19 protein-coding genes and 2 pseudogenes are annotated in these 20,867 nt (G+C 74.5%); 11 read left to right on the forward strand and 10 right to left on the reverse strand.

Annotated elements, in window-relative coordinates; all coding sequences use genetic code 11:
* Window positions 1–264 precede the first annotated feature (264 nt).
* Window positions 265–582: pseudogene (locus ACFC02_RS03120) on the reverse strand (LacI family DNA-binding transcriptional regulator); the annotation flags it as partial.
* A 276-nt stretch (window positions 583–858) separates the two neighbouring features.
* Between ACFC02_RS03120 and dhaK the strand changes: the two are divergent.
* Genes dhaK through ACFC02_RS03135 form a run of 3 tightly spaced genes read left to right on the forward strand, consistent with a single transcriptional unit; the run spans window position 859 to window position 2,997 of the window.
* The gene (gene dhaK, locus ACFC02_RS03125) at window positions 859–1,851 is read left to right on the forward strand and encodes a dihydroxyacetone kinase subunit DhaK (RefSeq protein WP_360973965.1); all 993 of its coding nucleotides are present in this window, start codon (window positions 859–861) and stop codon (window positions 1,849–1,851) included.
* 44 nt (window positions 1,852–1,895) lie between these two features.
* Window positions 1,896–2,585: a dihydroxyacetone kinase subunit DhaL gene (gene dhaL / locus ACFC02_RS03130; protein ID WP_376351346.1), complete on the forward strand. Its 690-nt coding sequence runs from the start codon at window positions 1,896–1,898 to the stop codon at window positions 2,583–2,585.
* A 1-nt stretch (window position 2,586) separates the two neighbouring features.
* On the forward strand, window positions 2,587–2,997 hold the full coding sequence (locus ACFC02_RS03135; RefSeq protein ID WP_376351348.1) for a PTS fructose transporter subunit IIA: 411 nt from the start codon (window positions 2,587–2,589) through the stop codon (window positions 2,995–2,997).
* A 42-nt stretch (window positions 2,998–3,039) separates the two neighbouring features.
* Here the strand turns inward: ACFC02_RS03135 and ACFC02_RS03140 are convergent, their stop codons facing one another.
* Complete coding sequence (locus ACFC02_RS03140; protein ID WP_376351350.1) at window positions 3,040–3,753, reverse strand: glycoside hydrolase family 75 protein; 714 nt, start codon at window positions 3,751–3,753, stop codon at window positions 3,040–3,042.
* 498 nt (window positions 3,754–4,251) lie between these two features.
* Between ACFC02_RS03140 and ACFC02_RS03145 the strand changes: the two are divergent.
* Together ACFC02_RS03145 and ACFC02_RS03150 are read left to right on the forward strand one after the other, a co-directional pair.
* Window positions 4,252–4,569, forward strand: a pseudogene (locus ACFC02_RS03145) (hydrolase); the annotation flags it as partial.
* 423 nt (window positions 4,570–4,992) lie between these two features.
* Window positions 4,993–5,535, forward strand: a complete 543-nt coding sequence (locus ACFC02_RS03150) for a hypothetical protein (RefSeq protein ID WP_376351352.1) — start codon at window positions 4,993–4,995, stop codon at window positions 5,533–5,535.
* 81 nt (window positions 5,536–5,616) lie between these two features.
* Here ACFC02_RS03150 and ACFC02_RS03155 read toward each other — a convergent pair whose 3' ends face one another.
* From ACFC02_RS03155 to ACFC02_RS03165, 3 genes are all read right to left on the reverse strand, one after another.
* Window positions 5,617–6,162: a PadR family transcriptional regulator gene (locus ACFC02_RS03155; protein ID WP_376351354.1), complete on the reverse strand. Its 546-nt coding sequence runs from the start codon at window positions 6,160–6,162 to the stop codon at window positions 5,617–5,619.
* A 179-nt stretch (window positions 6,163–6,341) separates the two neighbouring features.
* Entirely contained in the window at window positions 6,342–8,357 is a 2,016-nt protein-coding gene (locus ACFC02_RS03160) for an FAD-dependent oxidoreductase (RefSeq protein ID WP_376351357.1), read from the reverse strand.
* A 182-nt stretch (window positions 8,358–8,539) separates the two neighbouring features.
* Window positions 8,540–8,911, reverse strand: coding sequence for a hypothetical protein (locus ACFC02_RS03165; protein ID WP_376351359.1), 372 nt, complete (start codon window positions 8,909–8,911; stop codon window positions 8,540–8,542).
* A 293-nt stretch (window positions 8,912–9,204) separates the two neighbouring features.
* On the opposite strand from ACFC02_RS03165, the gene ACFC02_RS03170 reads away from it, so the two are divergent.
* Entirely contained in the window at window positions 9,205–11,283 is a 2,079-nt protein-coding gene (locus tag ACFC02_RS03170) for a SpoIIE family protein phosphatase (RefSeq protein ID WP_360973992.1), read from the forward strand.
* Window positions 11,284–11,404: 121 nt separating this feature from the next.
* Here ACFC02_RS03170 and ACFC02_RS03175 read toward each other — a convergent pair whose 3' ends face one another.
* A complete protein-coding gene (locus tag ACFC02_RS03175; RefSeq protein ID WP_376351362.1) occupies window positions 11,405–12,238 on the reverse strand; it encodes a putative protein N(5)-glutamine methyltransferase in 834 nt (277 codons plus the stop codon).
* Window positions 12,239–12,410: 172 nt separating this feature from the next.
* A complete protein-coding gene (locus ACFC02_RS03180) occupies window positions 12,411–13,577 on the reverse strand; it encodes a hypothetical protein (RefSeq protein WP_376351365.1) in 1,167 nt (388 codons plus the stop codon).
* Window positions 13,578–13,659: 82 nt separating this feature from the next.
* Between ACFC02_RS03180 and ACFC02_RS03185 the strand changes: the two genes are divergently transcribed.
* Window positions 13,660–14,154, forward strand: a complete 495-nt coding sequence (locus ACFC02_RS03185) for a MarR family winged helix-turn-helix transcriptional regulator (protein WP_376351368.1) — start codon at window positions 13,660–13,662, stop codon at window positions 14,152–14,154.
* Window positions 14,155–14,177: 23 nt separating this feature from the next.
* On the opposite strand, the gene ACFC02_RS03190 is transcribed toward ACFC02_RS03185, so the two are convergent.
* Window positions 14,178–14,933 carry a GNAT family N-acetyltransferase gene (locus ACFC02_RS03190; protein ID WP_376351370.1) on the reverse strand — a complete coding sequence of 252 codons (756 nt, stop codon included), beginning with the start codon at window positions 14,931–14,933 and terminating at the stop codon, window positions 14,178–14,180.
* Window positions 14,930–15,856: an NADP-dependent oxidoreductase gene (locus ACFC02_RS03195; RefSeq protein ID WP_376351373.1), complete on the reverse strand. Its 927-nt coding sequence runs from the start codon at window positions 15,854–15,856 to the stop codon at window positions 14,930–14,932. Before ACFC02_RS03195 ends, ACFC02_RS03190 begins: the two co-directional genes overlap by 4 nt.
* Before the next feature lie 280 nt (window positions 15,857–16,136).
* Between ACFC02_RS03195 and ACFC02_RS03200 the strand changes: the two genes are divergently transcribed.
* From ACFC02_RS03200 to ACFC02_RS03215, 4 genes are all read left to right on the forward strand, one after another.
* Complete coding sequence (locus ACFC02_RS03200; protein ID WP_376351375.1) at window positions 16,137–16,742, forward strand: sulfite oxidase-like oxidoreductase; 606 nt, start codon at window positions 16,137–16,139, stop codon at window positions 16,740–16,742.
* 67 nt (window positions 16,743–16,809) lie between these two features.
* Window positions 16,810–17,565 carry a ferredoxin reductase gene (locus ACFC02_RS03205; protein WP_376351507.1) on the forward strand — a complete coding sequence of 252 codons (756 nt, stop codon included), beginning with the start codon at window positions 16,810–16,812 and terminating at the stop codon, window positions 17,563–17,565.
* A 404-nt stretch (window positions 17,566–17,969) separates the two neighbouring features.
* Window positions 17,970–18,938, forward strand: coding sequence for an acetylxylan esterase (locus tag ACFC02_RS03210; RefSeq protein WP_376351378.1), 969 nt, complete (start codon window positions 17,970–17,972; stop codon window positions 18,936–18,938).
* 171 nt (window positions 18,939–19,109) lie between these two features.
* Window positions 19,110–19,865 carry a GntR family transcriptional regulator gene (locus tag ACFC02_RS03215; RefSeq protein WP_376351381.1) on the forward strand — a complete coding sequence of 252 codons (756 nt, stop codon included), beginning with the start codon at window positions 19,110–19,112 and terminating at the stop codon, window positions 19,863–19,865.
* A gap of 64 nt (window positions 19,866–19,929) precedes the next feature.
* Here ACFC02_RS03215 and ACFC02_RS03220 read toward each other — a convergent pair whose 3' ends face one another.
* Window positions 19,930–20,688 carry a class I SAM-dependent methyltransferase gene (locus tag ACFC02_RS03220; RefSeq protein WP_376351384.1) on the reverse strand — a complete coding sequence of 253 codons (759 nt, stop codon included), beginning with the start codon at window positions 20,686–20,688 and terminating at the stop codon, window positions 19,930–19,932.
* Window positions 20,689–20,867 lie beyond the last annotated feature (179 nt).

The following is a 20,867-nucleotide window of genomic DNA, read 5'->3' on the forward strand; positions in this document are numbered from 1 at the left end:
GCCTCCGGGCCACCGGAGTGAGTTCGGGCTCCATCAGCAACGTCGCGACGGAGTCGATCGCCGAGGGGCTGGTGGAGGAGAGCGGCAGCCGACTCCCGCGGCGGGCGTCCGCGCGCCCTGCTGCTCGCCGCGCCGGACGGCGGCCGCCTGTTCGGCGTGGGCAGCGGGTTGCCCGGCATCGTCGGCGGCGGCGCCGCGGGCGGTGCCGTCGTGCACGGTCGGACCATGGGGTGGGACGCGGTACCCCTGGGCCGGCTCGTGCGCGACACCGCTCGACTGCCGCCGTGAGAAGGGGTCCGCGAAGATCCGGGCGGCGAAGGCCTCCTGACTGCCCCCCGGAGCGTCACCGGCTCCGCAGACGACGCGCGCGATGGTCTCCGCGCGCCGGGGCACCGGCGCTCGGGCGGCCCGGTCGGGGGCGTAGCCGGTCCGTTCGATGGCCCGGTGCACCAGTTCCTGGGTCCCGGGGTCCACGTCGCGGACCCCGTTGACGACCCGGGAGACAGTCGCCCGGGAGACGGTCGCCCGGGACACACCGGCCTCCCCGGCGACATCCTCCGAGGTGGGGGCCTGACTGCTCATGTCCGCACCCTGAGGGCACGCCGGAAAGGGCGTACAGAACGCTCTGCGCCTACGCCGCCCGGGTGCCGCGGGTGGGTGCGGGCGATGCGGGCGCCCCATGGGCCGGCGAGGCCCCGGTGTGCGAGGACGGCGGCGTCCGTACGCGTCCTGATCGTGGTCCCGGACCGGGGCGCGCCCATGACGTTCCCGCGCGTGACCTTCGCTGCCGCAAGACCGATACTGCCGACAGCGGAACCCCAGCCGAGACCCGCCTGCCGAATTTCCCAGGAGGTACCCATGAGGATGCTGATCAACGTTGCGGAAACCGTGGTCGCGGACGCGCTGCGCGGCATGGCGGCGGCCCATCCCGAGTTGACGGTCGACGTGGACAACCGGGTGATCGTCCGGCGGGACGCTCCGGTGGCCGGAAAGGTCGCGCTGGTGTCCGGGGGCGGATCGGGGCACGAGCCCCTGCACGGAGGGTTCGTGGGTCCCGGGATGCTCTCGGCCGCGTGCCCCGGTGAGGTCTTCACCTCCCCGGTGCCCGACCAGATGCTGCGGGCCGCGGCGGCCGTGGACAGCGGCGCGGGTGTGCTGTTCGTCGTGAAGAACTACACGGGTGACGTGCTCAACTTCGACATGGCGGCCGAACTCGCCGAGGACGAGGGCATCCGGACCGCCAAGGTACTGGTCGACGACGACGTCGCGGTGACCGACAGCCTGTACACCGCGGGGCGGCGCGGCACGGGCGGCACCCTGTTCGTGGAGAAGATCGCGGGCGCCGCGGCGGAGGAGGGCCGGCCACTGGAGCAGGTCGAGTCGATCGCCCGGCGGGTCAACGAGAACGCGCGCAGCTTCGGTGTCGCGCTGAGCGCCGTCACCACCCCGGCCAAGGGGAGCCCCACCTTCGACCTGCCGGCCGGTGAGCTGGAGCTGGGCATCGGCATCCACGGCGAGCCGGGCCGGGAGCGGCGGCCGATGATGACGTCGGGGGAGATCGCGGACTTCGCGGTGAACGCGATCCTGGAGGACATGAACCCGCGCAACCCCGTACTGCTCCTGGTCAACGGGATGGGCGCCACCCCGCTGCTGGAGCTGTACGGCTTCGGCGCCGAGGTGCACCGGGTCCTGGCCGAGCGCGGTGTGGCCGTGGCCCGCGCGCTGGTCGGCAACTACGTCACCTCCCTCGACATGGCGGGCGCCTCGGTCACGCTGTGCCAGATCGACGAGGAGTTGCTGCGGCTGTGGGACGCGCCCGTGAACACGCCGGGCCTGCGCTGGGGTCTGTGACCGTGCCGGCAGCTCGACCGTATCCACCACGCAAGGGAGTTCCAGTGCTCGACGCCGATTTCTTCCACCGCTGGATGACGGCGACGGCCGCGTCCGTCGACCGTGAGGCGCAGCGGCTCACCGACCTCGACTCGGCCATCGGGGACGCCGACCACGGCAGCAATCTGCAGCGCGGCTTCTCGGCCGTGCGGGCCACGCTGGAGCAGGAGGCACCCGACACGCCCGGCGGGGTCCTCACGCTGGCCGGGCGGCAGCTGATCTCGACGGTCGGTGGCGCGTCGGGGCCGCTGTACGGGACGCTGCTGCGCCGCACCGGCAAGGCTCTGGCGGACGCCTCCGAGGTGTCCGAGGAGCAGCTCGCCGAGGCGCTGCGGGCCGGAGTGGACGGGGTGATGAAGCTGGGCGGGGCCGCGCCGGGCGACAAGACGATGGTCGACGCGCTGGTGCCGGCCGTGGAGGCGCTCGGCGAGGGCTTCGCCGCCGCGCGCGCCGCCGCCGACCGGGGCGCCGAGGCGACCACGCCGTTGCAGGCCCGCAAGGGCCGGGCGAGCTATCTCGGGGAGCGCAGCATCGGGCACCAGGACCCCGGCGCCACGTCGTCGGCACTGCTCATCGCCGCGCTGGCCGAGACGGCCGGGACGACCGGAGCGACGGGAGCGACCGAATCCGGCAGAACAGTTGGGACCGGCAGGACGAGCGGGGCCAGTGGCACGGCCGAAGGGGCGGAGGGCTGACGTGGGTGACGGCGGACGGGTCGGGATCGTGCTGGTGTCGCACAGCGCCGAGGTCGCGGCCTCGGTGGCGGACCTGGCGAAGGGACTTGCCGGCGGGGCCGAGGAGGTCCTCGTGGCGCCCGCGGGCGGCCGCGAGGGCGGCGGGCTGGGCACCAGCGCGGAGCTGGTCGCCGCGGCGGCGGCGGCCGTGGACGGGGGGGCCGGGGTGGCCGTGCTGACCGACCTCGGCAGTGCCGTGCTCACGGTGAAGGCACTGCTCGCCGAGGGCGACGAACTGCCGGACGGCACGCGGCTGGTGGACGCCCCGTTCGTCGAGGGCGCGGTGGCGGCCGTCGTGACGGCCGCCACGGGGGCCGGACTGGACGAGGTGGAGGCGGCTGCCGCGGACGCCTACGCCTACCGGAAGGTGTGAACCGGGCCGGGGGCGGGACCGCCGGGCCGTCCCGTCCCCCGGTCATCCGACGCGTGCGCCGGCACCCACCAGCCGCCGGGCCAGCCGCTCGCCCTCTGCCACAGCCGCCGCGTGGTCCTCGATGCGGCCGACCCGCGAGTTCTCGAAGACGATGTACGTCACTCCCGAACGCGCTCCGCCGCCGAGCGGGTCGGCGGAGATGCCGAGCTGCCGCGCGGCGGCGTAGGAGGCCTCGCCGATGAGGTCCCGTGGCCCCGTGTCGCCGACGACCGCGTAGCGCACCCGGCCCCGGTAGACGAGGGCGGCGACCGAACCGCCGCGCAGGCCCTTGGCGCGGTGGTCCCAGATGCGGCTGGGGGCGGGCAGCACGATGTAGGGCAGGCGTTCGGCGTTCAGCCGGCGGCCGTCGGACTGCGCGTAGGCGGCGGTGGGCGAGAACTGCGGGTCGGTGCGGCGGTTGCAGCGCCGGGTGGGCCGCCCGTCGCAGTCGATGTCCAGGTCCGCCTTCCAGTAGACGGCGCCGGGCAGCCCGCAGACCGGGATGGTGGCCCGGGCGCCCGCGTCGGAGCGGTAGCGGCCGCGGGACACCTGGGCGCAGCCGCGCGTCCTGGCCAGCAGGTCGGCGGCGCCGACCTCGCCCTCGTCGCGGGCCGCCGGCTCGCTGCGCGGGTGGTGCGGGGACGGGGCGGCGGGCAGTGTCGTCGGAGCCAGCAGGGCGGCGCTCGCCGCGACGAGGGTCAGCGACTGGACACGCACGATGAGGAACCCTCTCCTCGGGGACATTGACAGACATTCATCTCATCGGTGATGAATGCGATCGTGCGACCACACGTTAGGGGACGGGGCCGCTCAAGGCCCGTAACGCCTGCCGGGCGACCGGGGGCCGGACCCACGGGTCCTGAACTCCCCCGGCCACCGGCGCAGGCGTGGGACCAGCGACGACAGCGATCCACGCCACGGCTCGAACTACCCGGAGCCACCGGGTAGTTCGACTGGGATGCGGTCAGCATACGCACCGCTGCGGGCGGCTCGCGCACCCCCGCCTCTTGATGGGTCCCCGGTCAGCTCGGCATATTGGTCCGGACTAATGACCGCAGCGGTGTGCGGGCTCCCCACGCCGCAGTTGACGGGGAGGCCGACCTCGTGCAAAGCGTTCCGGAGTCCGATTCCCGCCCGTGCCGCCTTCCCGGGCGTGTCGTCGCGGTGTGCGGGGCCCTGGCGCTGCTCACGGCGTGCGGGCGGGGCGCCGTCGGCGACGGGCAGGGCACCGCGCCCACCGCGTTCCGGGCCGCGACACTCCGTGCGGACGGGGCGTACCACCTCGACCTCGACTGGGTCACGCCGTGCACCGGCGGTGAGGTGACGGAGTACCAGGTCCAGCTCGACGGGCAGCCGGCCACCTCCCTCGTCTGGGGCGGGCCGCCTTCGCGCGAGAAGGCGTCGTACAGCTTCTACCTGGGCCGGGACGCCCGGGTCAGCCACCGGGTGCGGTTGCGGGCGCGGTTGCCCGACGGTACCTGGGGCGGCTTCTCGGCGGAACGGACGGTGACCACCGGGGCGGGAGGGCGGTAGGGCCGTCCGACGGGACCGGGACTCCACACGCCGGGGAAACCGTCCGACCGGACCCGGACCGGACACACCGTCAGGCCGTCCCAACCGAACCGGACCGGACACACCGTCAGGCCGTCCCAACCGAACCGGACCGGACGCACCGTCGGACCGGACCCTGACCGGACACACCGTCGGACCGTCCGACCCGGGACCCCGACCGGACACATCGTCAGGCCGACTCGACCGGCCCGGACCAGAGCCGCCGTCAGGCCATACGACCGGACCGGCGACCGGGAGGTGCCCGCCGTCACCCGGGCGGGTGCGCCGCGCGTGCGACGGGCGCCCGGTGGGCGTTGGCTGCCCCTGAGGAGGCAGCACGGGCGATCCCCTATCTCCGGCGGCACATGGGGTGGCCCGCCGACCGTGCCGCCGGAGGACTGTCCCATGCGCCACACTCAGCCACGCCCGCGCCGCGCCCCGGTCGCGGCGGCAGCCGCCGTCACGCTCGCCGTCGCCGCAGGACCGGCGGCGGCGGCGCCGGGCATCTCGGTGCGCGCCGACGGCTCCACCGTGTCGGTCACCACCAGCGCGTGCACCCCGGTCGGCGGCGGCTGGGGGACGGCATCGCTGCTCGGACGCGGCCAGACCAGCTTCGCGCAGGGCCGCAGAGCGGCGCTCACGGGGACGAGCGTGAGTCAGTCGGCCGCCTGGCAGAGTGTGCGGCCGGGCACGTACACCGTGATCGTGGTGTGCGCGGACAACATCACCGCCGGAACCCAGTCGGTCGTCGTCACCGCCGCCTCCGGGCCGACGGCGTCGGCCACGTCCGCGCCGGCCGGGCACTCGCCCGGTGTGATGGGGGGCCTCGGCGGGGGCGTCAAGGAGTACGGTGCGGTCACGCTGGCGGCGGGCGGGGCCCTCGTGGGGGCCGCGCTGATCGCCACCGGCTGGGTACTGCGCCACCGCTCCAGACCGTACCGGCTGTGAGGACCGGTAGTCCCAGGCACCTGACGCGGTGACGGCCGCCCGTCCGGCGTCCGCCGGGCCGGGCAGCGCGGGAGCGCGGTCTCAGGTGCCGTCCGGCAGGTCGGTGAACTCCTCCAGTGCGTGGCCGAGCCACTGGGTCCAGAACGTCTCCAGGTCGATCCCGGCCCGCAGCACCAGGTGCCGCAGCCGGTCCTGGGAGCTGTCCCGGCCGGGCGGGAAGTCGCGCTCCTCGATCTCCCGGTACTCCGCCAACTGCCTCGCATGCAGTGCGAGATGGCGCCTGAGGTCGTCTTCGAGGCCGGCCGTGCCGACCACAGCGGCGGCGCGCAGCCGCAGCAGCAGGGCGTCCCTCAGCGGCTTCGGCTCCTGGGCGGCGGCGGTCCAGCGGGCCAGTTCCGCGCGGCCCGCCGCCAGGACCTCGTAACTCTTCTTCTGCCCGCGGGCCGGCTGCTCGGCCGGCAGCGTGCGGATCAGGCCGTCCGCCTCCAGTCTCCCCAGCTCACGGTAGATCTGCTGATGCGTCGCCGACCAGAAGTAGCCGATCGACCGGTCGAAGCGGCGCGTCAGCTCCAGCCCGGAGGACGGCTTCTCCAGCAGGGCGGTGAGGATGGCGTGCGGGAGTGACATGCGGCCCATCCTAGGGAGGGCCGCGTCGCCGGACGGCCGGGTCCCCGGCCCGGGACCGGACAGAAACCAGGACCGGACAGAAACCCAGGACCAGGCGGAACCCCGGCCCCGGCAGCGATCCAGGCCCAGACCGAGGCCGAGGCCCGGGTCCCGGCCCCCGCCGTGTCCGGGGGCGGCCGCTACAGGGACGCCGCCAGTTCCGTGCCCTGCTTGACGGCGCGCTTGGCGTCCAGTTCGGTGGCCACGTCCGCGCCGCCGATGAGGTGCGCGGCGCGCCCGGCGGCCAGCAGTGCCTCGTACAGGTCGCGGCGCGGCTCCTGCCCGGTGCACAGGACGATGGTGTCGACCTCCAGGACACTGCTGGTGCCGTCGACGGTGATGTGCAGTCCGGCGTCGTCGATCCGGTCGTAGCGCACGCCGGGCACCATGGTGACGCCGCGGTGCTTGAGTTCGGTGCGGTGGATCCAGCCCGTGGTCCTGCCCAGCCCGGCACCGACCTTGGTGCTCCTGCGCTGGAGCAGGTGGACGGTGCGCGGCGGCGCGGGCCGCTCGGGTGCGGTGAGGCCGCCGGGCGTGCGGTGGTCCGTGTCGACGCCCCAGGCCCGGAAGTACGCCGCCGGGTCCTCGCTGGTCCTGTCGCCGCCGTCGGTCAGGTACTCGGCGACGTCGAAGCCGATGCCGCCCGCACCGAGGATCGCCACCCGGTCGCCGACGGGGGCACCCCCCTGGAGCACGTCTAGGTAGCCGAGGACGCGCGGGTGGTCGACGCCCGGGATGTCGGGGATGCGCGGGGCGACACCCGTGGCGACGACGACCTCGTCGTAGCCGGCGAGGTCGGCCGCGCCCACGCGCGTGTTCAGCCGTACGTCGACGCCGTGTGCCGCGAGCTGGTGGCCGAAGTAGCGCAGCGTCTCGTCGAACTCCTGCTTGCCGGGGACCTTCCGGGCGACGTTGAGCTGGCCGCCGATCTCGGGGGCGGCGTCGAACAGGGTGACCGCGTGGCCGCGTTCGGCCGCCGCCACCGCGCAGGCGAGGCCCGCCGGGCCGGCGCCGACTACGGCGACGCTCTTGCGCCGGCGGGTCGGCGACAGCACCAGTTCCGTCTCGTGGCAGGCGCGCGGGTTGACCAGGCAGGAGGTGATCTTCCCGCTGAAGGTGTGGTCGAGGCAGGCCTGGTTGCAGCCGATGCAGGTGTTGATGGCCTCGGGCGTCCCGGCGGCGGCCTTGGCGACGAAGTCGGGGTCGGCGAGCATCGGGCGGGCCATGGAGACCATGTCGGCGCAGCCGTCGGCGATCAACCGCTCGGCGAGTTCCGGGGTGTTGATGCGGTTGGTGGTGACGAGCGGGACCGAGACGGCGCCCATGAGCTTCCTGGTCACCCAGGTGTAGGCGCCGCGCGGCACGGAGGTGGCGATGGTGGGGATGCGCGCCTCGTGCCAGCCGATGCCGGTGTTGATGAGGGTGGCGCCGGCCGCCTCGACGGCGCGGGCGAGCCGGATCACCTCCTCCAGCGTCGAGCCGCCGGGCACCAGGTCCAGCATGGACAGCCGGTAGATGACGATGAAGTCCTCCCCGACCGCCTCGCGCACCCGGCGGACGATCTCGACCGGCAGGCGCATGCGGTTCTCGTACGAGCCGCCCCAGCGGTCGGTGCGCCGGTTGGTGGGCGCGGCGACGAACTCGTTGATCAGGTAGCCCTCGGAGCCCATGATCTCGACGCCGTCGTACCCGGCCTGCCGGGCGAGGCGGGCGGTGCGGACGTAGTCGTCGATGGTCCGCTCGATGTCGGCGTCGGTCAGCTCGCGGGGGACGAAGGGGCTGATGGGCGCCTGGAGGGGGCTGGGGGCGACGAGGTCGCGGTGGTAGGCGTAGCGGCCGAAGTGCAGGATCTGCAGGGCGATCCGGCCGCCCTCGCGGTGTACGGCGGCGGTGACGACGGCGTGCCGGCCGGCTTCGGCCTCGGTGGTCAGCTTGGCGCCGCCCTCGTACGGCCGTCCCTCGTCGTTGGGGGCGATGCCGCCGGTGACGATGAGTCCCACTCCCCCGCGGGCGCGGGCCGCGTAGAACTCCGCCATGCGCTCGAAGCCGCCCTGCGCCTCTTCCAGCCCGACGTGCATGGAACCCATCAGGACGCGGTTGGGCAGGGTGGTGAAGCCCAGATCGAGCGGGCTCAGCAGGTGCGGGTAACGGCTCATCGGGCCCTCCGTGCGTGGTGGCGTACCCGCTAGTTGTAGAGGACCCGGAGGCAGTTGTGCAACTAGTTGCAAAAGGTCGGGGCGCGCGTCCCCGGGGCGGAGGGGACGGCCGCCGTCACTCCGACGGCCGTACGGCCGCAGCCTTCCCGCGGCGGCCGGCGCCCCTCACACCGCCGGTGCCGTCAGCGGCTCTCCAGGCGGACGTGCAGTTCCCGCTCCTGGTCCCCGGAGGCCGTGGCCAGGTCCTGGACGGTGAACAGGGTGTCCAGGGTCATGCGGAACCGGTCGATCGCCCAGTAGCCGCCCTGCACGTCCGCGACGACGGACGCCCCGAGCCGGGTGGGCCCGCACTCGGGCCCATGGGTCTCGGCGACGTCGAAGGTGCCGAGCCACACCGTCGGGCGCACCTCGTGGAACTCGCGGGGCACGTCGTCCGTACACCGGTCGGACGAGTAGCAGCCGCACAGGGCGTCGAAGACGATCCGGGCGTCCTCCTTGCTGCATCCGCTCAGCTCCACCGACACGGATTCCGGGTGCGCTCGCTCGCTCTCCATCGTGATCGCTCCTCTCGTGGCCGCGCTGCAGTACCGCACTGGGGTTCCCCCCGAGCCGCGCTCCACCCTCACTCTCCTCAGCAAAGCACCACCTTGCGCGCGGCACTACCGGCGCCGGCCGTCCGCCCTGGCGTCGGTCCTTCCGGCGGATTCGGCGGGACGGCCACCCGGGTGTTGAGAGATGGTGGAGAGGAGCGACGGACCCTCTCGGACGTGAGCGGGGGCGCGGTACGACGGGGCGTGCCGGCCCGGGGGACGGCGGGCCGCGTGGACGGGTGAAGGCGGTGCGTGGGATGACTGCAGCCGGGGCTCCCCTGGCCGAGGGCGACGAGCCGGTGTCCGGCCCGGTGCAGCCGAGCGGCCTGCTCGACGTGCTGCGCGTGGCCTCGGTCGTGCTGGACGCCCAGGGACGCATCGTGCTGTGGAGCCCGCAGGCCGAGGAGCTGTTCGGCTACTCGGCGCGGGAGGCGCTGGGCCAGTACGCGGCCCGGATCATGGTCCACGAGGAGCACCTCGACGTCGTGATCGAGCTGTTCACCGAGGTCCTGCGGACAGGCCGGAGCTGGGCGGGCGCCTTCCCCATCCGGCACAAGGACGGCAGCACCCGCCTGGTCGAGTTCCGCAACATGCGGTTGCTGGACGACCGCGGGGACGTCTACGCGCTCGGGCTCGCCGCGGACCAGTCGACCGTGCGCCGGCTGGAGCGGGACGTGGCCCTGTCCGCCCGGATCGTCTCGCAGTCCCCGATCGGGCTGGCCGTCCTGGACACCCGGCTGCGCTACGTCTCGGTCAACCCGGCCCTGGAGCGGATCGACGGCGTCTGCGCCGAGGAGCACATCGGCCGGACCGTTCCCGAGGTGCTGGCGCAGGTGGACGCCGACGCCGTGGAGTCGGCGGCGCGGCAGGTCCTCGCGACGGGGCAGTCCCTCGTCGACGTCTTCGCGGTCGGCAGGACACCGGCCGACCCCGACACCGACCACGCCTGGTCGGTGTCGATGTACCGGCTGGAGGACGCGGTGGGCACCCCGCTGGGCGTGGCGGTGTCGGTGGTGGACGTCACCGAGCAGTACCGGGCGGGCATCGAGGCGGAGGCCGCCCGGCGGCGCCTGGCGCTGATCGCCGACGCCTCGGCCCGCATCGGCACCACCCTGGACCTGGACCGCACGGCACGCGAACTGGCCGACGTCGCCGTGCCGGAACTGGCCGACGTGGCGGCCGTGGACCTGCTGGAAGCGGTCGTCGGGGGCCGCCGCAGCAAGCTGGGGCCCGCCGAACCCGCGGTGATCAGGGCGCTGGCGGTGCGCGCCGACCACGCCTCGGACGCCCTGGAGGCCGCCGACACACCCGGCCAGATCGCCCGCTACGGCCCCGACCGCCTGGTCACCCGGTGCGTGCGCACGGGAGAGCCGGTCCTGGTGGCGCAGGTGAAGGACGAGGACCTGGCCTGCATCGCCCGGTCCCCGGAGGCCGCCGTCCTGCTCGGCCGCGCCGGCGTGCACTCCTACCTGGCCGTGCCGCTCATCGCGCGCGGCGAGGTGCTGGGCGCGCTGGACCTCAAACGCACCCGCAACCCGCACCCCTTCAGCGACGACGACGTCCTGCTGGCCCGGGAGCTGGCCGCCCGCGCGGCCGTGCAGATCGACAACGCGCGCTGGTACCAGAACGCCCGCGACACCGCCCTGACCCTCCAGCGCAGCCTGCTGCCCCACCATCCGTCGGTCACGGGGGGTCTGGAGGTCGCCTCCCGCTACCAGCCGGCCGGGGCCACCACCGAGGTGGGCGGCGACTGGTTCGACGTGATCCCCTTGGAGGACGACAAGACGGCACTGGTCGTCGGCGACGTCATGGGCAGCGGCATCGGCGCCGCGGCCACCATGGGGCGCTTGCGCACCGCGACGAAGGCCCTGGCCTCGCTCGACCTCGACCCCGCGCGGCTGCTCGAACACCTGGACCGGATCACCGACGGCCTGGACCACTCCATCGCCACCTGCCTGTACGCGGTCCACGACCCGCGCCTGCGCCAGTGCCGGATCGCCAACGCCGGGCACCTGCCGCCGGCCCGGGTGCGGCCCGGCCGCCCTCCCGAGCTGCTCGACCTGCCCACCGGGGTGCCGCTGGGCGTCGGCGGTGTCGCGTTCTCCACCACCAGCTTCGGCCTGGAGCCGGGCGACCAGCTGGTGCTGTACACCGACGGTCTGGTGGAGACCCGCCGGCACGCCCTGGACGAGCGCCTGGACCTGCTGCTGTCACTGCTGGACGATCCGCTGCTTCCGCTGGAGGAGCTGTGCGACCTGCTGCTGCGCAGGCTGCGGCAGCCGGACAACCACGACGACGTGGCGCTGCTCGTCGCCCGCGCGCAGACTCCGGCGTAGGACCTGGCGGACGGCAGGGCGACGAGGAGGCCTCGGGCCTCTCGTCGACAGGGGCTCGGGGCCTCTCGTCGACAGGGCCTTCGGCCTCTCGTTCGGATCGGGCCGGGCCCGGGAGCCGCCGTCACCGCGCGCCCGGCCGGCGCGTGCCGAGGACGACGTGCGCGTACAGCTCCTCGGAGGCCGCCAGGCGCGCGGCGAGTCCGGCCGCGGCGAAGGCGGCCAGGGCCGCCGGTGCCTGGCGGGCGCTCGTCTCGACGAGGAGGCAGCCGCCGGGGGTGAGCCAGTCGGGGGCCCCGGCGGCGACCCGGCGCAGCACGTCGAGGCCGTCGGCGCCGCCGTCGAGCGCGGTGGACGGTTCGTGGTCGCGGGCCTCGGACGGCAGGAGGGCGACCTCGTCGGTGGGGACGTAGGGCACGTTGGCCGCGAGGATGTCCACGCGTCCGCGCAGCGCGGCGGGCAGCGCCTCGAACAGGTCACCCTCGTGGACCCGGCCGCCGACCGCGCCCACGTTGCGGCGGGCGCAGCACACCGCCGCCGGGTCGATGTCGGCGGCGTGCAGTTCGACGGGGCCGAGCGCGGTGGCCAGCGCGGTGCCCACCGCGCCCGTGCCGCAGCACAGGTCGACCACCACGGAGGCGTCCGGCACTTGGGCCAGGGCCTGGTCCACGAGGAACTCGGTACGGCGACGGGGTACGAACACGCCCGGTTCCACGGCGATGCGCAGGCCGTGGAACGCGGCCCAGCCGAGGACCTGTTCGAGGGGCAGACCGGCGGCACGCCGCTCCACGAGGACGGTGACCTCGTGCGGCGTGCCGGCGGTGGCGAGGATCAGCTCCGCCTCGTCCTCGGCGAACACGCAGCCGGCGGCGCGCAGTGCCGTGACGGCCTCGGCGCGTACGGCCGGCGGAGCGGGAGCGGGAGAGGGGCGGGCGGACGGAGGGGGGAGTTCAGGCATGGAGGCCGAGACCTTTCGGGAGCCGAAGAGTGCTCCCGCGGTCACCTACCGACGGTGATCCGCGCCTCGGAGGGAGGAGAGCACCCGAGCCGACACAGCGTTGATGGGTCTCACCTCCTCGGTCTCCCACGGCCGGGACCGTCCACGGCCGCAGATCACCTTACCCCAACCCTCAGACGCCGACGGTCTCTTCGAGTTCCTCCTCGGCCTCCCCCTCGGCGGCCTGCTCGGGCGTTTCGGCAGCGCTCGCGCCGGCCGGCCGGGAACCGGTCGCCTCCTTGGTGTCCCGCACGGGGAGCGCGGGCGCCGTGCGCGGCGCACCGGCGGCGGGGGCCCCGCCTGCCGCATGGCCTGCCCCGGCCGCGTGGGCGCCGTGGGAGGCGGGCGTCCTGAAGCCCTCGCAGGCCCCCGCGATCGCGGTGACCGCCAGGCCGGCCAGCAGCCAGGCCACCAGCGTCCACAGGTCGCGGCCCAGGCCGTCGCCGCCGAAGTAGAGCAGACTGCGGGCGCCCTCGACGAACCCGGCGCCGTTCCAGAAGGCGTGCAGGGTGCCGAAGAAGCCGTTCTGCAGTTCGGGCCGGAACAACCCGCCGGAGGTGGTGAAGTTGAGCATCACGAACAGCACCATCATGGTGAGCGTCGTCCAGCGCTTGAGGAAGGTGTGCAGACCGACGCCGATGAAGAGGATGCCGGCGGAGTAGAGCCACGCCATGCCCCAGATGCCCGGCAGGCTGTGTGGGGCGAGATGGAAGACCGGGCCTGCGAGCAGCGCGCCGATGCCGCCGACCACGGCGGACACGCCGAGCGTGAGCAGGGCGCGGATCCGCATCGACAGGGCCGCGCCGGCGGCGCCGATGGCCGCGACGGAGGCGTACGAGCCGATGCTCAGCGCGACCAGCAGGAAGAACAGGCCCTGTCCGGTGGGGTCGTCGGAGGTGGGCGGGACCACGTCGGTCACCTTCAGCGGAAGGCCCTGGCGCGCGGCGACGGGCGTGAAGACCTTCTCGACGGCAGTGGCGCTCATGTCCGACCCGGCGCCGGCCACGATCAGTTCCGGCGCCCCGGCGGGCACATAGGCCCCGTCGATGTCACGGGACTCGAGCAGGTCGACTGCGGCCTTGCGGGTGCCCACCGTGCGGACGTCGAGCTGGTCGCCCGCCGCGTCCTTGACCGTCTGGGCGAACACCTTGGCCTGCGGTCCGGCGCCCACCACCGCGACGGGCAGGTGGTGCGGCTGCGGGGTCACGAACGCGCCCATGTACGCGAGCCCCATGCCCAGGCACATCAGCAGCGGGGTGATCAGGTGGGTGAGCACATGGCGCAGCGCAGGCGACCTCATCGCTCACGACCTCCAAAGGTTGGCATATACAACTCCTGTTTCAGTTGTACTATACAACCAGAAGGAACCGGGGAGGTATTCAGTGACAGCAGCCGAGGCGCCGGACGAGAGCGCCGCCACCCAGGGCGCGCCCGCGAGCGGGCCGGCCGGGGAGGCGGCCGTCGAGACCATCCAGCGCGAGATGACGGTGTTCGCCCGCCGTGCCAGGGCCTCGGCGGGCCGCATGCACCCGGAGCTGTCCCTGGTCTCGTACACGCTGCTCGGGCACCTGGAGGAGCGCGGCGGCTGCCGCGCCACCGACCTGGCCGCGCACTACGCCCTGGACAAGTCCACCGTCAGCCGGCAGGTCGCCGCGCTGGAGCGGACCGGCCTCATCGAGCGGCGCCTGGACCCGGAGGACCACCGGGTCCAGGTACTGCACCTGACGGACGCCGGCCGGCAGCTCCTCGTCCAGGTCACCGAGAGCCGCCGGGCGGCCTTCCACGAGCGGCTCGCGGGCTGGCCCGAGGAGGACCTGAAGCGGTTCGCGGGCTACCTGACCCGCTACAACGCCTGGACACCGCCCGGCGGCGGCTGACCCGCCCCCGGGCGCACGCCGCGCTACACCACCGGCACCGCGGCCGCGAGACCGTCGTCCAGCCTCTCGGGGACGCGGGCCGCGAGGAACGCGGTGCGGCGGCGCAGCCGGAAGCCGAGGGACTCGTACAGCCGTATGGCGTCCGTGTTGCGCGCGCCCGTGTGCAGGAACGGGGTCTCGCCGCGCGCGCGGATGCCGTGGGCGACGGCCAGGACCAGCCGGCTCGCCAGACCCCGGCCGCGGAAGGCGGGGTCCGTGCACACCGCGCTGATCTCGGTGTGACCGGGCGGATGCAGCCGCTCCCCCGCCATCGCGACGAGCGCTCCGTGATGGCGTATGCCCAGGTACGTACCGAGTTCGATGGTGCGCGGCAGGAACGGACCGGGCTCCGTCCGGGCGATCAGGTCGAGCATCTCCGGCACGTCGGCGGGGCCGAGGCGGACCGCCTCCGGGTCGGGGGCCGCGGCCAGGCCGTCGTCGACGAGCTGCACGCCCTCGACGTGGAAGGTGATCTCCCAGTCCGCGGGCACCCGGCCCGCGAACCCCGGCAGGGGGACCTCGGTGCCGGGTCCGGCGAGGGCGGCGAGATCGGCCCAGTCCCGGGCGTCGGGCTCCTCGGGCAGCGCCAGCCACGGCGACATGTCCACGGGGTAGCGCAGCACCCGTCCGCGCCGCTCGGCGAAGCGGGCGTGCGGGCCGGTCAGCGAGGCCAGGGCCGGGTTGTCCAGGACGTGTCCCCGCCCCGGCCCGGCGGCGGCGCCGCCCGTGTGCACGCTCACGCGGCGACCTCGATGACGACCTTGCCGCGGGCGTGGCCGTCCTCCACGGTGCGCAACGCCTCGGCGGCCCGTTCCAGCGGGAACGTCTGCGTGACGTGCGGGTCCAGGGCGCCGCGGACGACCAGCTCCGCGACCGCCTCCAGGACGGCGGCCGTGCGGGCACGCCGCACCCGCGACCCGCCCAGCGCCTCGACGTCCGGCTCCGGCGCCCCGGCGGTGATCAGTTTCGCGCGGTCGGCCGCCAGGCCCGCCGCCTCCCGCAGGACCTCGCCGCCGACCAGGTCGTAGACGCCGTCGGCACCGTCGGGCACGGCGGCCCGCGCGCGCTCGGCCCACCCGGGCCCGGAGGGCACGTGCACCGCGCCGAGCGACTCCACGAAGTCCTTCTTGCCCCCGCTCGCCACGCCGAGGACCCGCAGCCCGAAGGAGCGGGCGATCTGCAGGGCCGCCGCGCCGACCCCGCCGCCCGCGCCCGTGACGAGCACGGTCGCCCCCGTCGGCAGGTCCAGCTGGCGCAGACCGTCGTAGGCGGTGGCCGCGGCGACGGGCAGCGTGGCCGCGTCGGTGAACGGCACCGCGGCGGGCTTGTGGGCGGCGGCCTCGGCCGGCAGCAGCGCGTACTGCGCGTAGCCGCCCGCCGCCGTGTTCCCGAAGACCTCGTCCCCGGCGGCGAAGCCGGTGACGCCCTCGCCGACCTCCTCGACGACGCCGGACGCCTCGCTGCCGAAGACGAGCGGGAAGACCGGCTCCCCGCTCTCGCCGGGCCGCCGGAAACCCGTGCGCAGCTTCCAGTCGACCGGGTTCACCCCCGCCGCGCGCACCGCGATCAGGATCTGCCCGGGGCCGGGACGGGGCCGGTCGACGTCCACGAACGCCTCGGTGTCCGGGCCGCCGTACCGGGTGAAGACGTACGCCTTCGGCATCGCTCCCACTCTCCTTCGCTGTCGCCGTGTCACCGGCCGCGGGCCCACCGCGGCCGGCACGCCACCTGCAAGGGAGATCACCCGGCGGCTATTCCCGCTCGCGGCGGGCCGCCGGGAGAGTTCACACGGCTGTCACGACGGCGGGCCCGGCCCGGGGCGGGAGCAGGTCCGGCGAGCACGTACGGTGGACGGGTCAGCAACCGTCCCGCCCGGCCGGCGGGAGGTCCGTCCCGTCCGACCGGCGGGGCCGCCGCACGGCGGCCCGGAAGGCACCACCCGCATGCACGTCACCCGAGGCTTCACCGGGCGCCCGCGCGTCCACAACCCGGGCCTGCCGCCCGGACAGTACGACGCGGGCGACGACTGGCCCGTCCTGTCCGCGGAGGTCACACCCGACCTCGCGCCCGAGGAGTGGACCTTCCGCGTCGACGGCCTGGTCGCCGAGGCCCGTACCTGGGACCTGGCCCAGGTGCGGCAGCTCCCCCAATCCGCCTACGAGGGCGACATCCACTGCGTGACGGGCTGGTCGAGGTTCGGGGTGCGCTTCGGCGGGGTGTCGCTGGACGTCTTCCTCGACGCGGCGGTGCCGCACGCGGGGGCCACGCACGCGGTGGCCTACTCCCACACCGGGTACACCAGCAACCTGCCGCTGGCCGACCTGCGCGGCGGGCGCGCCTGGATCGCGTTCACCCACGACGGCGAGCCGCTCGCGGCCGAGCACGGCGGCCCGGCGCGGCTCCTGGTGCCGCACCTGTACTTCTGGAAGAGCGCCAAGTGGATCGCGGGCCTGCGGATCCTCGACCACGACGAGCCGGGTTTCTGGGAGCAGAACGGCTACCACGCGCGCGGCAACCCCTGGGAGGAGCAGCGGTACTCCGGTGACTGAGACGCTGGTGACCAGGACGCCGATGCCCGGGACGCCGACGAGCGGCACGCCGACGTCCGGGACCGCCGTGCCCGGGACGTTCGTGCCGCCGAGCCGGTTCGCCGTGCCCGGACGTATCGCGGTGGGCGAGCAGGCGGCCGCGACCTGGCGGACGGCAACCCTGACCGAGATCCGCCGGGAGACCCCGCGCGCGGCCACCTTCCGCCTCGCGGTCCCGCACTGGGCGGGGCACCTGCCCGGGCAGCACCTGATGCTGCGGCTGACCGCGCCCGACGGCTACGTGGCCCAGCGCCACTACTCCCTCGCCTCCGCGCCCGACGACTCGGGGCACGTCGAGCTGACCCTGGACCACGTCGAGGGCGGCGAGGTCTCCGGCTGGTTCCACACGGTGGCCCGGCCGGGCGACCAGGTGGAGGTGCGCGGGCCGCTGAGCGGTTTCTTCGCCTGGCCCGGCGACCGGCCGGCGCTGCTGCTCGGCGCGGGCAGCGGGGTCGTACCGCTGATGTCGATGGTGCGGCACCACCGGGCTCGGCGCCTGACCGTGCCGCTGCGCCTTCTGGTGTCCGCGCGCAGCCCCGAACAACTCATCTACGCCCGCGAGTTCGGCGCGGAGACCACACCCGTCTTCACCCGCGAGGCCCCGGCGGGCGAGCCGGCGGGACGGCTGTCCGCCGCACATCTGGCACCGCTCGTCGCCGAGGCGCCCGAGGGCGGCTGGGAGGCGTACGTGTGCGGGTCCAACTCCTTCGCGGAACACGCCTGCCGGCTGCTCGTCGCGGCGGGCCTGCCCGTGGACCGAGTCCGCGTGGAGCGCTTCGGCTGACGGCGGGGCCGCCCGCGCGCCGCCCCCGGCCGCGCGCGGGATGCGGTCGCGCGCCGGGTGCCGGGTGCCGGTAGCGCGCCTGGGCGGTGCGCGTCACGCCACGGGCCGGCAGGGTGCGATCCCGTGCCTGTGCGGCGCCGGTCCCGTGCCCGCGCGGCGCCGGTCAGGGGCCCGCCCGGCACCCCCGTGTCCGGGTGACCCGATCACCTGCCCGTGTACGGCGCCGCCGCGCGCTGTCCGACCCGCCGGACGAGCCGTCAGGCACGACCACCCCCGCCGGCACGACAGGGGAACGGCGATGCCCCCTGCCGTCCGTCCGGCCACGGACCGGGTCTGGCGAACCATCCGACCACCGCCGTACGGTGTGATCATCCTCACCACGCGTTCCAGCAAGGCGGTTGCCGATGGCTCTGTTCGACCTCTCCCTCGACGAACTCAGCGAGTACCGCAGCGCGTCCACCGAGCCGGCGGACTTCGACGCCTTCTGGTCCAAGACCCTCCTGGAGGCCCGCGAGCACGATCTCGACGCCCGCTTCGAGCTGGTCGACACCGGGCTGAGCACGGTCAAGGTCTACGACGTCACCTTCGCCGGGTTCGGCGGCCACCCGGTCAAGGGCTGGCTGACACTGCCCGCCCGCGTCGACGCGCCGCTGCCGCTGGTCGTGGAGTTCATCGGCTACGGCGGCGGACGCGGGCTGCCGCACGAGCACCTGCTGTGGGCGTCGACGGGCCGGGCGCACTTCGTGATGGACACGCGGGGCCAGGGCAGCGCCTGGGGCGGCGGAGGCGGCACCGCCGACCCGGTGGGCGGCGCTCCGGCGTACCCCGGGTTCATGACCCGCGGCATCGACGCGCCCGAGAACTACTACTACCGCCGGGTGTTCACGGACGCGGTCCGCGCGGTCGAGGCGGCGCGCTCGCACCCGCTGACCGACTCCGCCCGCACCGTCGCGCTCGGCGCGAGCCAGGGCGGCGGCATCACGATCGCGGTGGGCGGCCTGGTGCCGGACCTCGTCGCGATCGCGCCGGACGTGCCGTTCCTGTGCGACTACCCGCGCGCCGCGACCCTGACCGACCGGCACCCCTACCGGGAGATCGGGCTCTACCTCAAGACGCACCGCCGCCGCACCGCGGACGTGCTGCGCACGCTGGCGTACTTCGACGGGGTCCACTTCGCGGCCCGCGGCCGGTCGCCGGCCCTCTTCTCGGCGGCCCTGGAGGACGAGACCTGTCCGCCGTCCACGGTGTTCGCCGCGTTCAACGCGTGGGCGCACGAGGACAAGACGATCGAGGTGTACGACTTCAACGACCACGAGGGAGGCGGCCCCTACCAGGAGGCCACCCAGCTGCGCTGGCTGCGCTCGCGCGCCTGAGCGAGCCGGCCGAGGGAACCGGCGGCGGCCCGGCGACGTGTTGAGGAGTGGGGCATGAGCGGATTTCGGTCGAACCGCACCAACCATCTTCCGACTGGTTTAGACCAATGGTAGATCTGGTGGCGCACCGAGCCCACGCGGCTACCGTACGTCATCAACAGGAGGCGCGGCATGGCCCGCACCACCCCCCACCACCGTCCGACGACCCCAGGAGCGGCCGAAGCACAGCCGCTGTACTGGAGAATCGCCACCCAACTGCTCGGCGAACTGCGCGCCGGCACCATCCCGCCCGGTGAACGCCTGCCGAGCGAGCGGCACTTGGCCGCGCACTTCCAGGTGAGCCGGGAGACCGTGCGGCAGGCGCTGGAGGTGCTGCGCCGCGACGGGCTCGTCGCCACCGACCGGCGCGGCACCCACGCGACGCTGACCGGGCTGCCCGTCGAGCCGTCCACGTTCCTGGACTTCCCCGTGGGCGCCCGCTCCGCCGTCCCGGACGCCTTCGACCGGGCCACGGTGGCCTGGGAGACGCCGCCGCCGGAGCACGCGGCGGAGCTGGGCCTCGCCCCCCGGCGGCCGACCCTGGTGCACCGCTACCGCTCGGCGACGGCCGACGGCACCGGACTGCGCACCGCGGTGACATCGTTTTCCGCGGTGGCCCTCGCGGAGGTGGACGAGCTGGCCCGCTACCGGGACCGCGCCGACGGCTCGTGCGCCGCACAGTTGCGGCGGGCCTACGACTGGATGCGGCGGGCGGGCCTGGCCCTGCACCACCGGGACTCGATCACCCGGCTCACGGACGGCCCCTCGGTGCGCGTGACCCGGCGCGTCCACGACCAGTACGCCCGACTGCTGGAGATCACCGACCTCGTGGTGGACGCCCGGCAGGACGCGCTCGTCTACGAGTTCACGCTGCCGGCGGCGGGCTGAGCCACCGGCACCGGACCGGCCTCCGGCAGCGCGCTCGCCCCCGTCGGGCCGACCGGCCGCGGTCTCAGGGCAGCCGACGCGCCGCGATCGGCCTGATCTGTGGGCGGTCCCGAGGCAGCCGACGGGCCACGACCAGCCGGGCCCGTGGGCTGCCGTCGGCTCGCCGGCCGAACCCGGGCAGCGCGTACAGCTCTGTCCGCAGACCGGCACGCTCCAGTTCCCGCAGCACACCGCCGAAGCGGAACGCGCGGTAGTACATGACGAACGGCGGTCGCCACACGACGTTGCGCACCCGCATCACCGCGTCGAACCCGAGCAGCGTCCAGAACGCCCGCGACCGGGGCGACGGCGGCGCGAACACCGGCAGCGCGAAGACGCCGCCGGGCCGCAGGACCGTGCGTACCTGCCCGAAGAGCGCGGGCAGTTCGGCCGGGAGGAAGTGACCGAGCGCACCCAGGCTGACGACCAGGTCGAAGGCTTCGGTGAACGGCAGGGCACGCGCGTCTCCGCGGACCAGGGCGGCCCGGCCGGCGCGGTGCCGCGCGACGGCGAGCATGCCCGCGCTGAAGTCGACCCCGGTGACCGTTCCGCGGCACACCCGCGTGAGCACGTCGAGACCGGCGCCGGTTCCGCAGCACAGGTCGAGCCCGTCGTCGTACGGCCCCGTCCGCTCCAGCACGGACCCCACGGCCTCCAGCACCGGGTCCGGGGTGCGGAAAGGGGTGTGATCGAACTTGGGTGCGAGCAGGTCGTAGCCGTGCTCGACGGAGGAGAGTGCCTGCGCGGCGAGTTCACGGACCGTGGGTCCTTGCGGGCTGAACACCACGTCAGCCTAGTACCGCGCGCGGCCCGGCACCTGACCCGGTGGCGGCGGCCCGGTCCGTGGGGTGGCCCTCCAGGCAGGGGCGTGCTACATTGCCTGGAGCACTTGTGTCACGCCCTCTTTCCTATGGGCGCCGGTGCGATGTGATTCTCTCTCTCCTTCCGAGCTGATCCACCGAC

This window comes from Streptomyces sp. NPDC056160 (assembly GCF_042268205.1).
Taxonomy (GTDB): domain Bacteria; phylum Actinomycetota; class Actinomycetes; order Streptomycetales; family Streptomycetaceae; genus Streptomyces.

Bases quoted from the DNA above. Each gene is read 5' to 3' on its own strand.
- ACFC02_RS03175 (WP_376351362.1), bottom strand. From the start codon at position 12,238: ATGCCTGAACTCCCCCCTCCGTCCGCCCGCCCCTCTCCCGCTCCCGCT.
- ACFC02_RS03200 (WP_376351375.1), top strand. From the start codon at position 16,137: ATGCACGTCACCCGAGGCTTCACCGGGCGCCCGCGCGTCCACAACCCG.
- dhaK (WP_360973965.1), top strand. From the start codon at position 859: ATGAGGATGCTGATCAACGTTGCGGAAACCGTGGTCGCGGACGCGCTG.
- ACFC02_RS03150 (WP_376351352.1), top strand. From the start codon at position 4,993: ATGCGCCACACTCAGCCACGCCCGCGCCGCGCCCCGGTCGCGGCGGCA.
- ACFC02_RS03170 (WP_360973992.1), top strand. From the start codon at position 9,205: ATGACTGCAGCCGGGGCTCCCCTGGCCGAGGGCGACGAGCCGGTGTCC.
- ACFC02_RS03155 (WP_376351354.1), bottom strand. From the start codon at position 6,162: ATGTCACTCCCGCACGCCATCCTCACCGCCCTGCTGGAGAAGCCGTCC.
- ACFC02_RS03180 (WP_376351365.1), bottom strand. From the start codon at position 13,577: ATGAGGTCGCCTGCGCTGCGCCATGTGCTCACCCACCTGATCACCCCG.
- ACFC02_RS03160 (WP_376351357.1), bottom strand. From the start codon at position 8,357: ATGAGCCGTTACCCGCACCTGCTGAGCCCGCTCGATCTGGGCTTCACC.
- ACFC02_RS03165 (WP_376351359.1), bottom strand. From the start codon at position 8,911: ATGGAGAGCGAGCGAGCGCACCCGGAATCCGTGTCGGTGGAGCTGAGC.
- ACFC02_RS03195 (WP_376351373.1), bottom strand. From the start codon at position 15,856: ATGCCGAAGGCGTACGTCTTCACCCGGTACGGCGGCCCGGACACCGAG.
- ACFC02_RS03210 (WP_376351378.1), top strand. From the start codon at position 17,970: ATGGCTCTGTTCGACCTCTCCCTCGACGAACTCAGCGAGTACCGCAGC.
- ACFC02_RS03215 (WP_376351381.1), top strand. From the start codon at position 19,110: ATGGCCCGCACCACCCCCCACCACCGTCCGACGACCCCAGGAGCGGCC.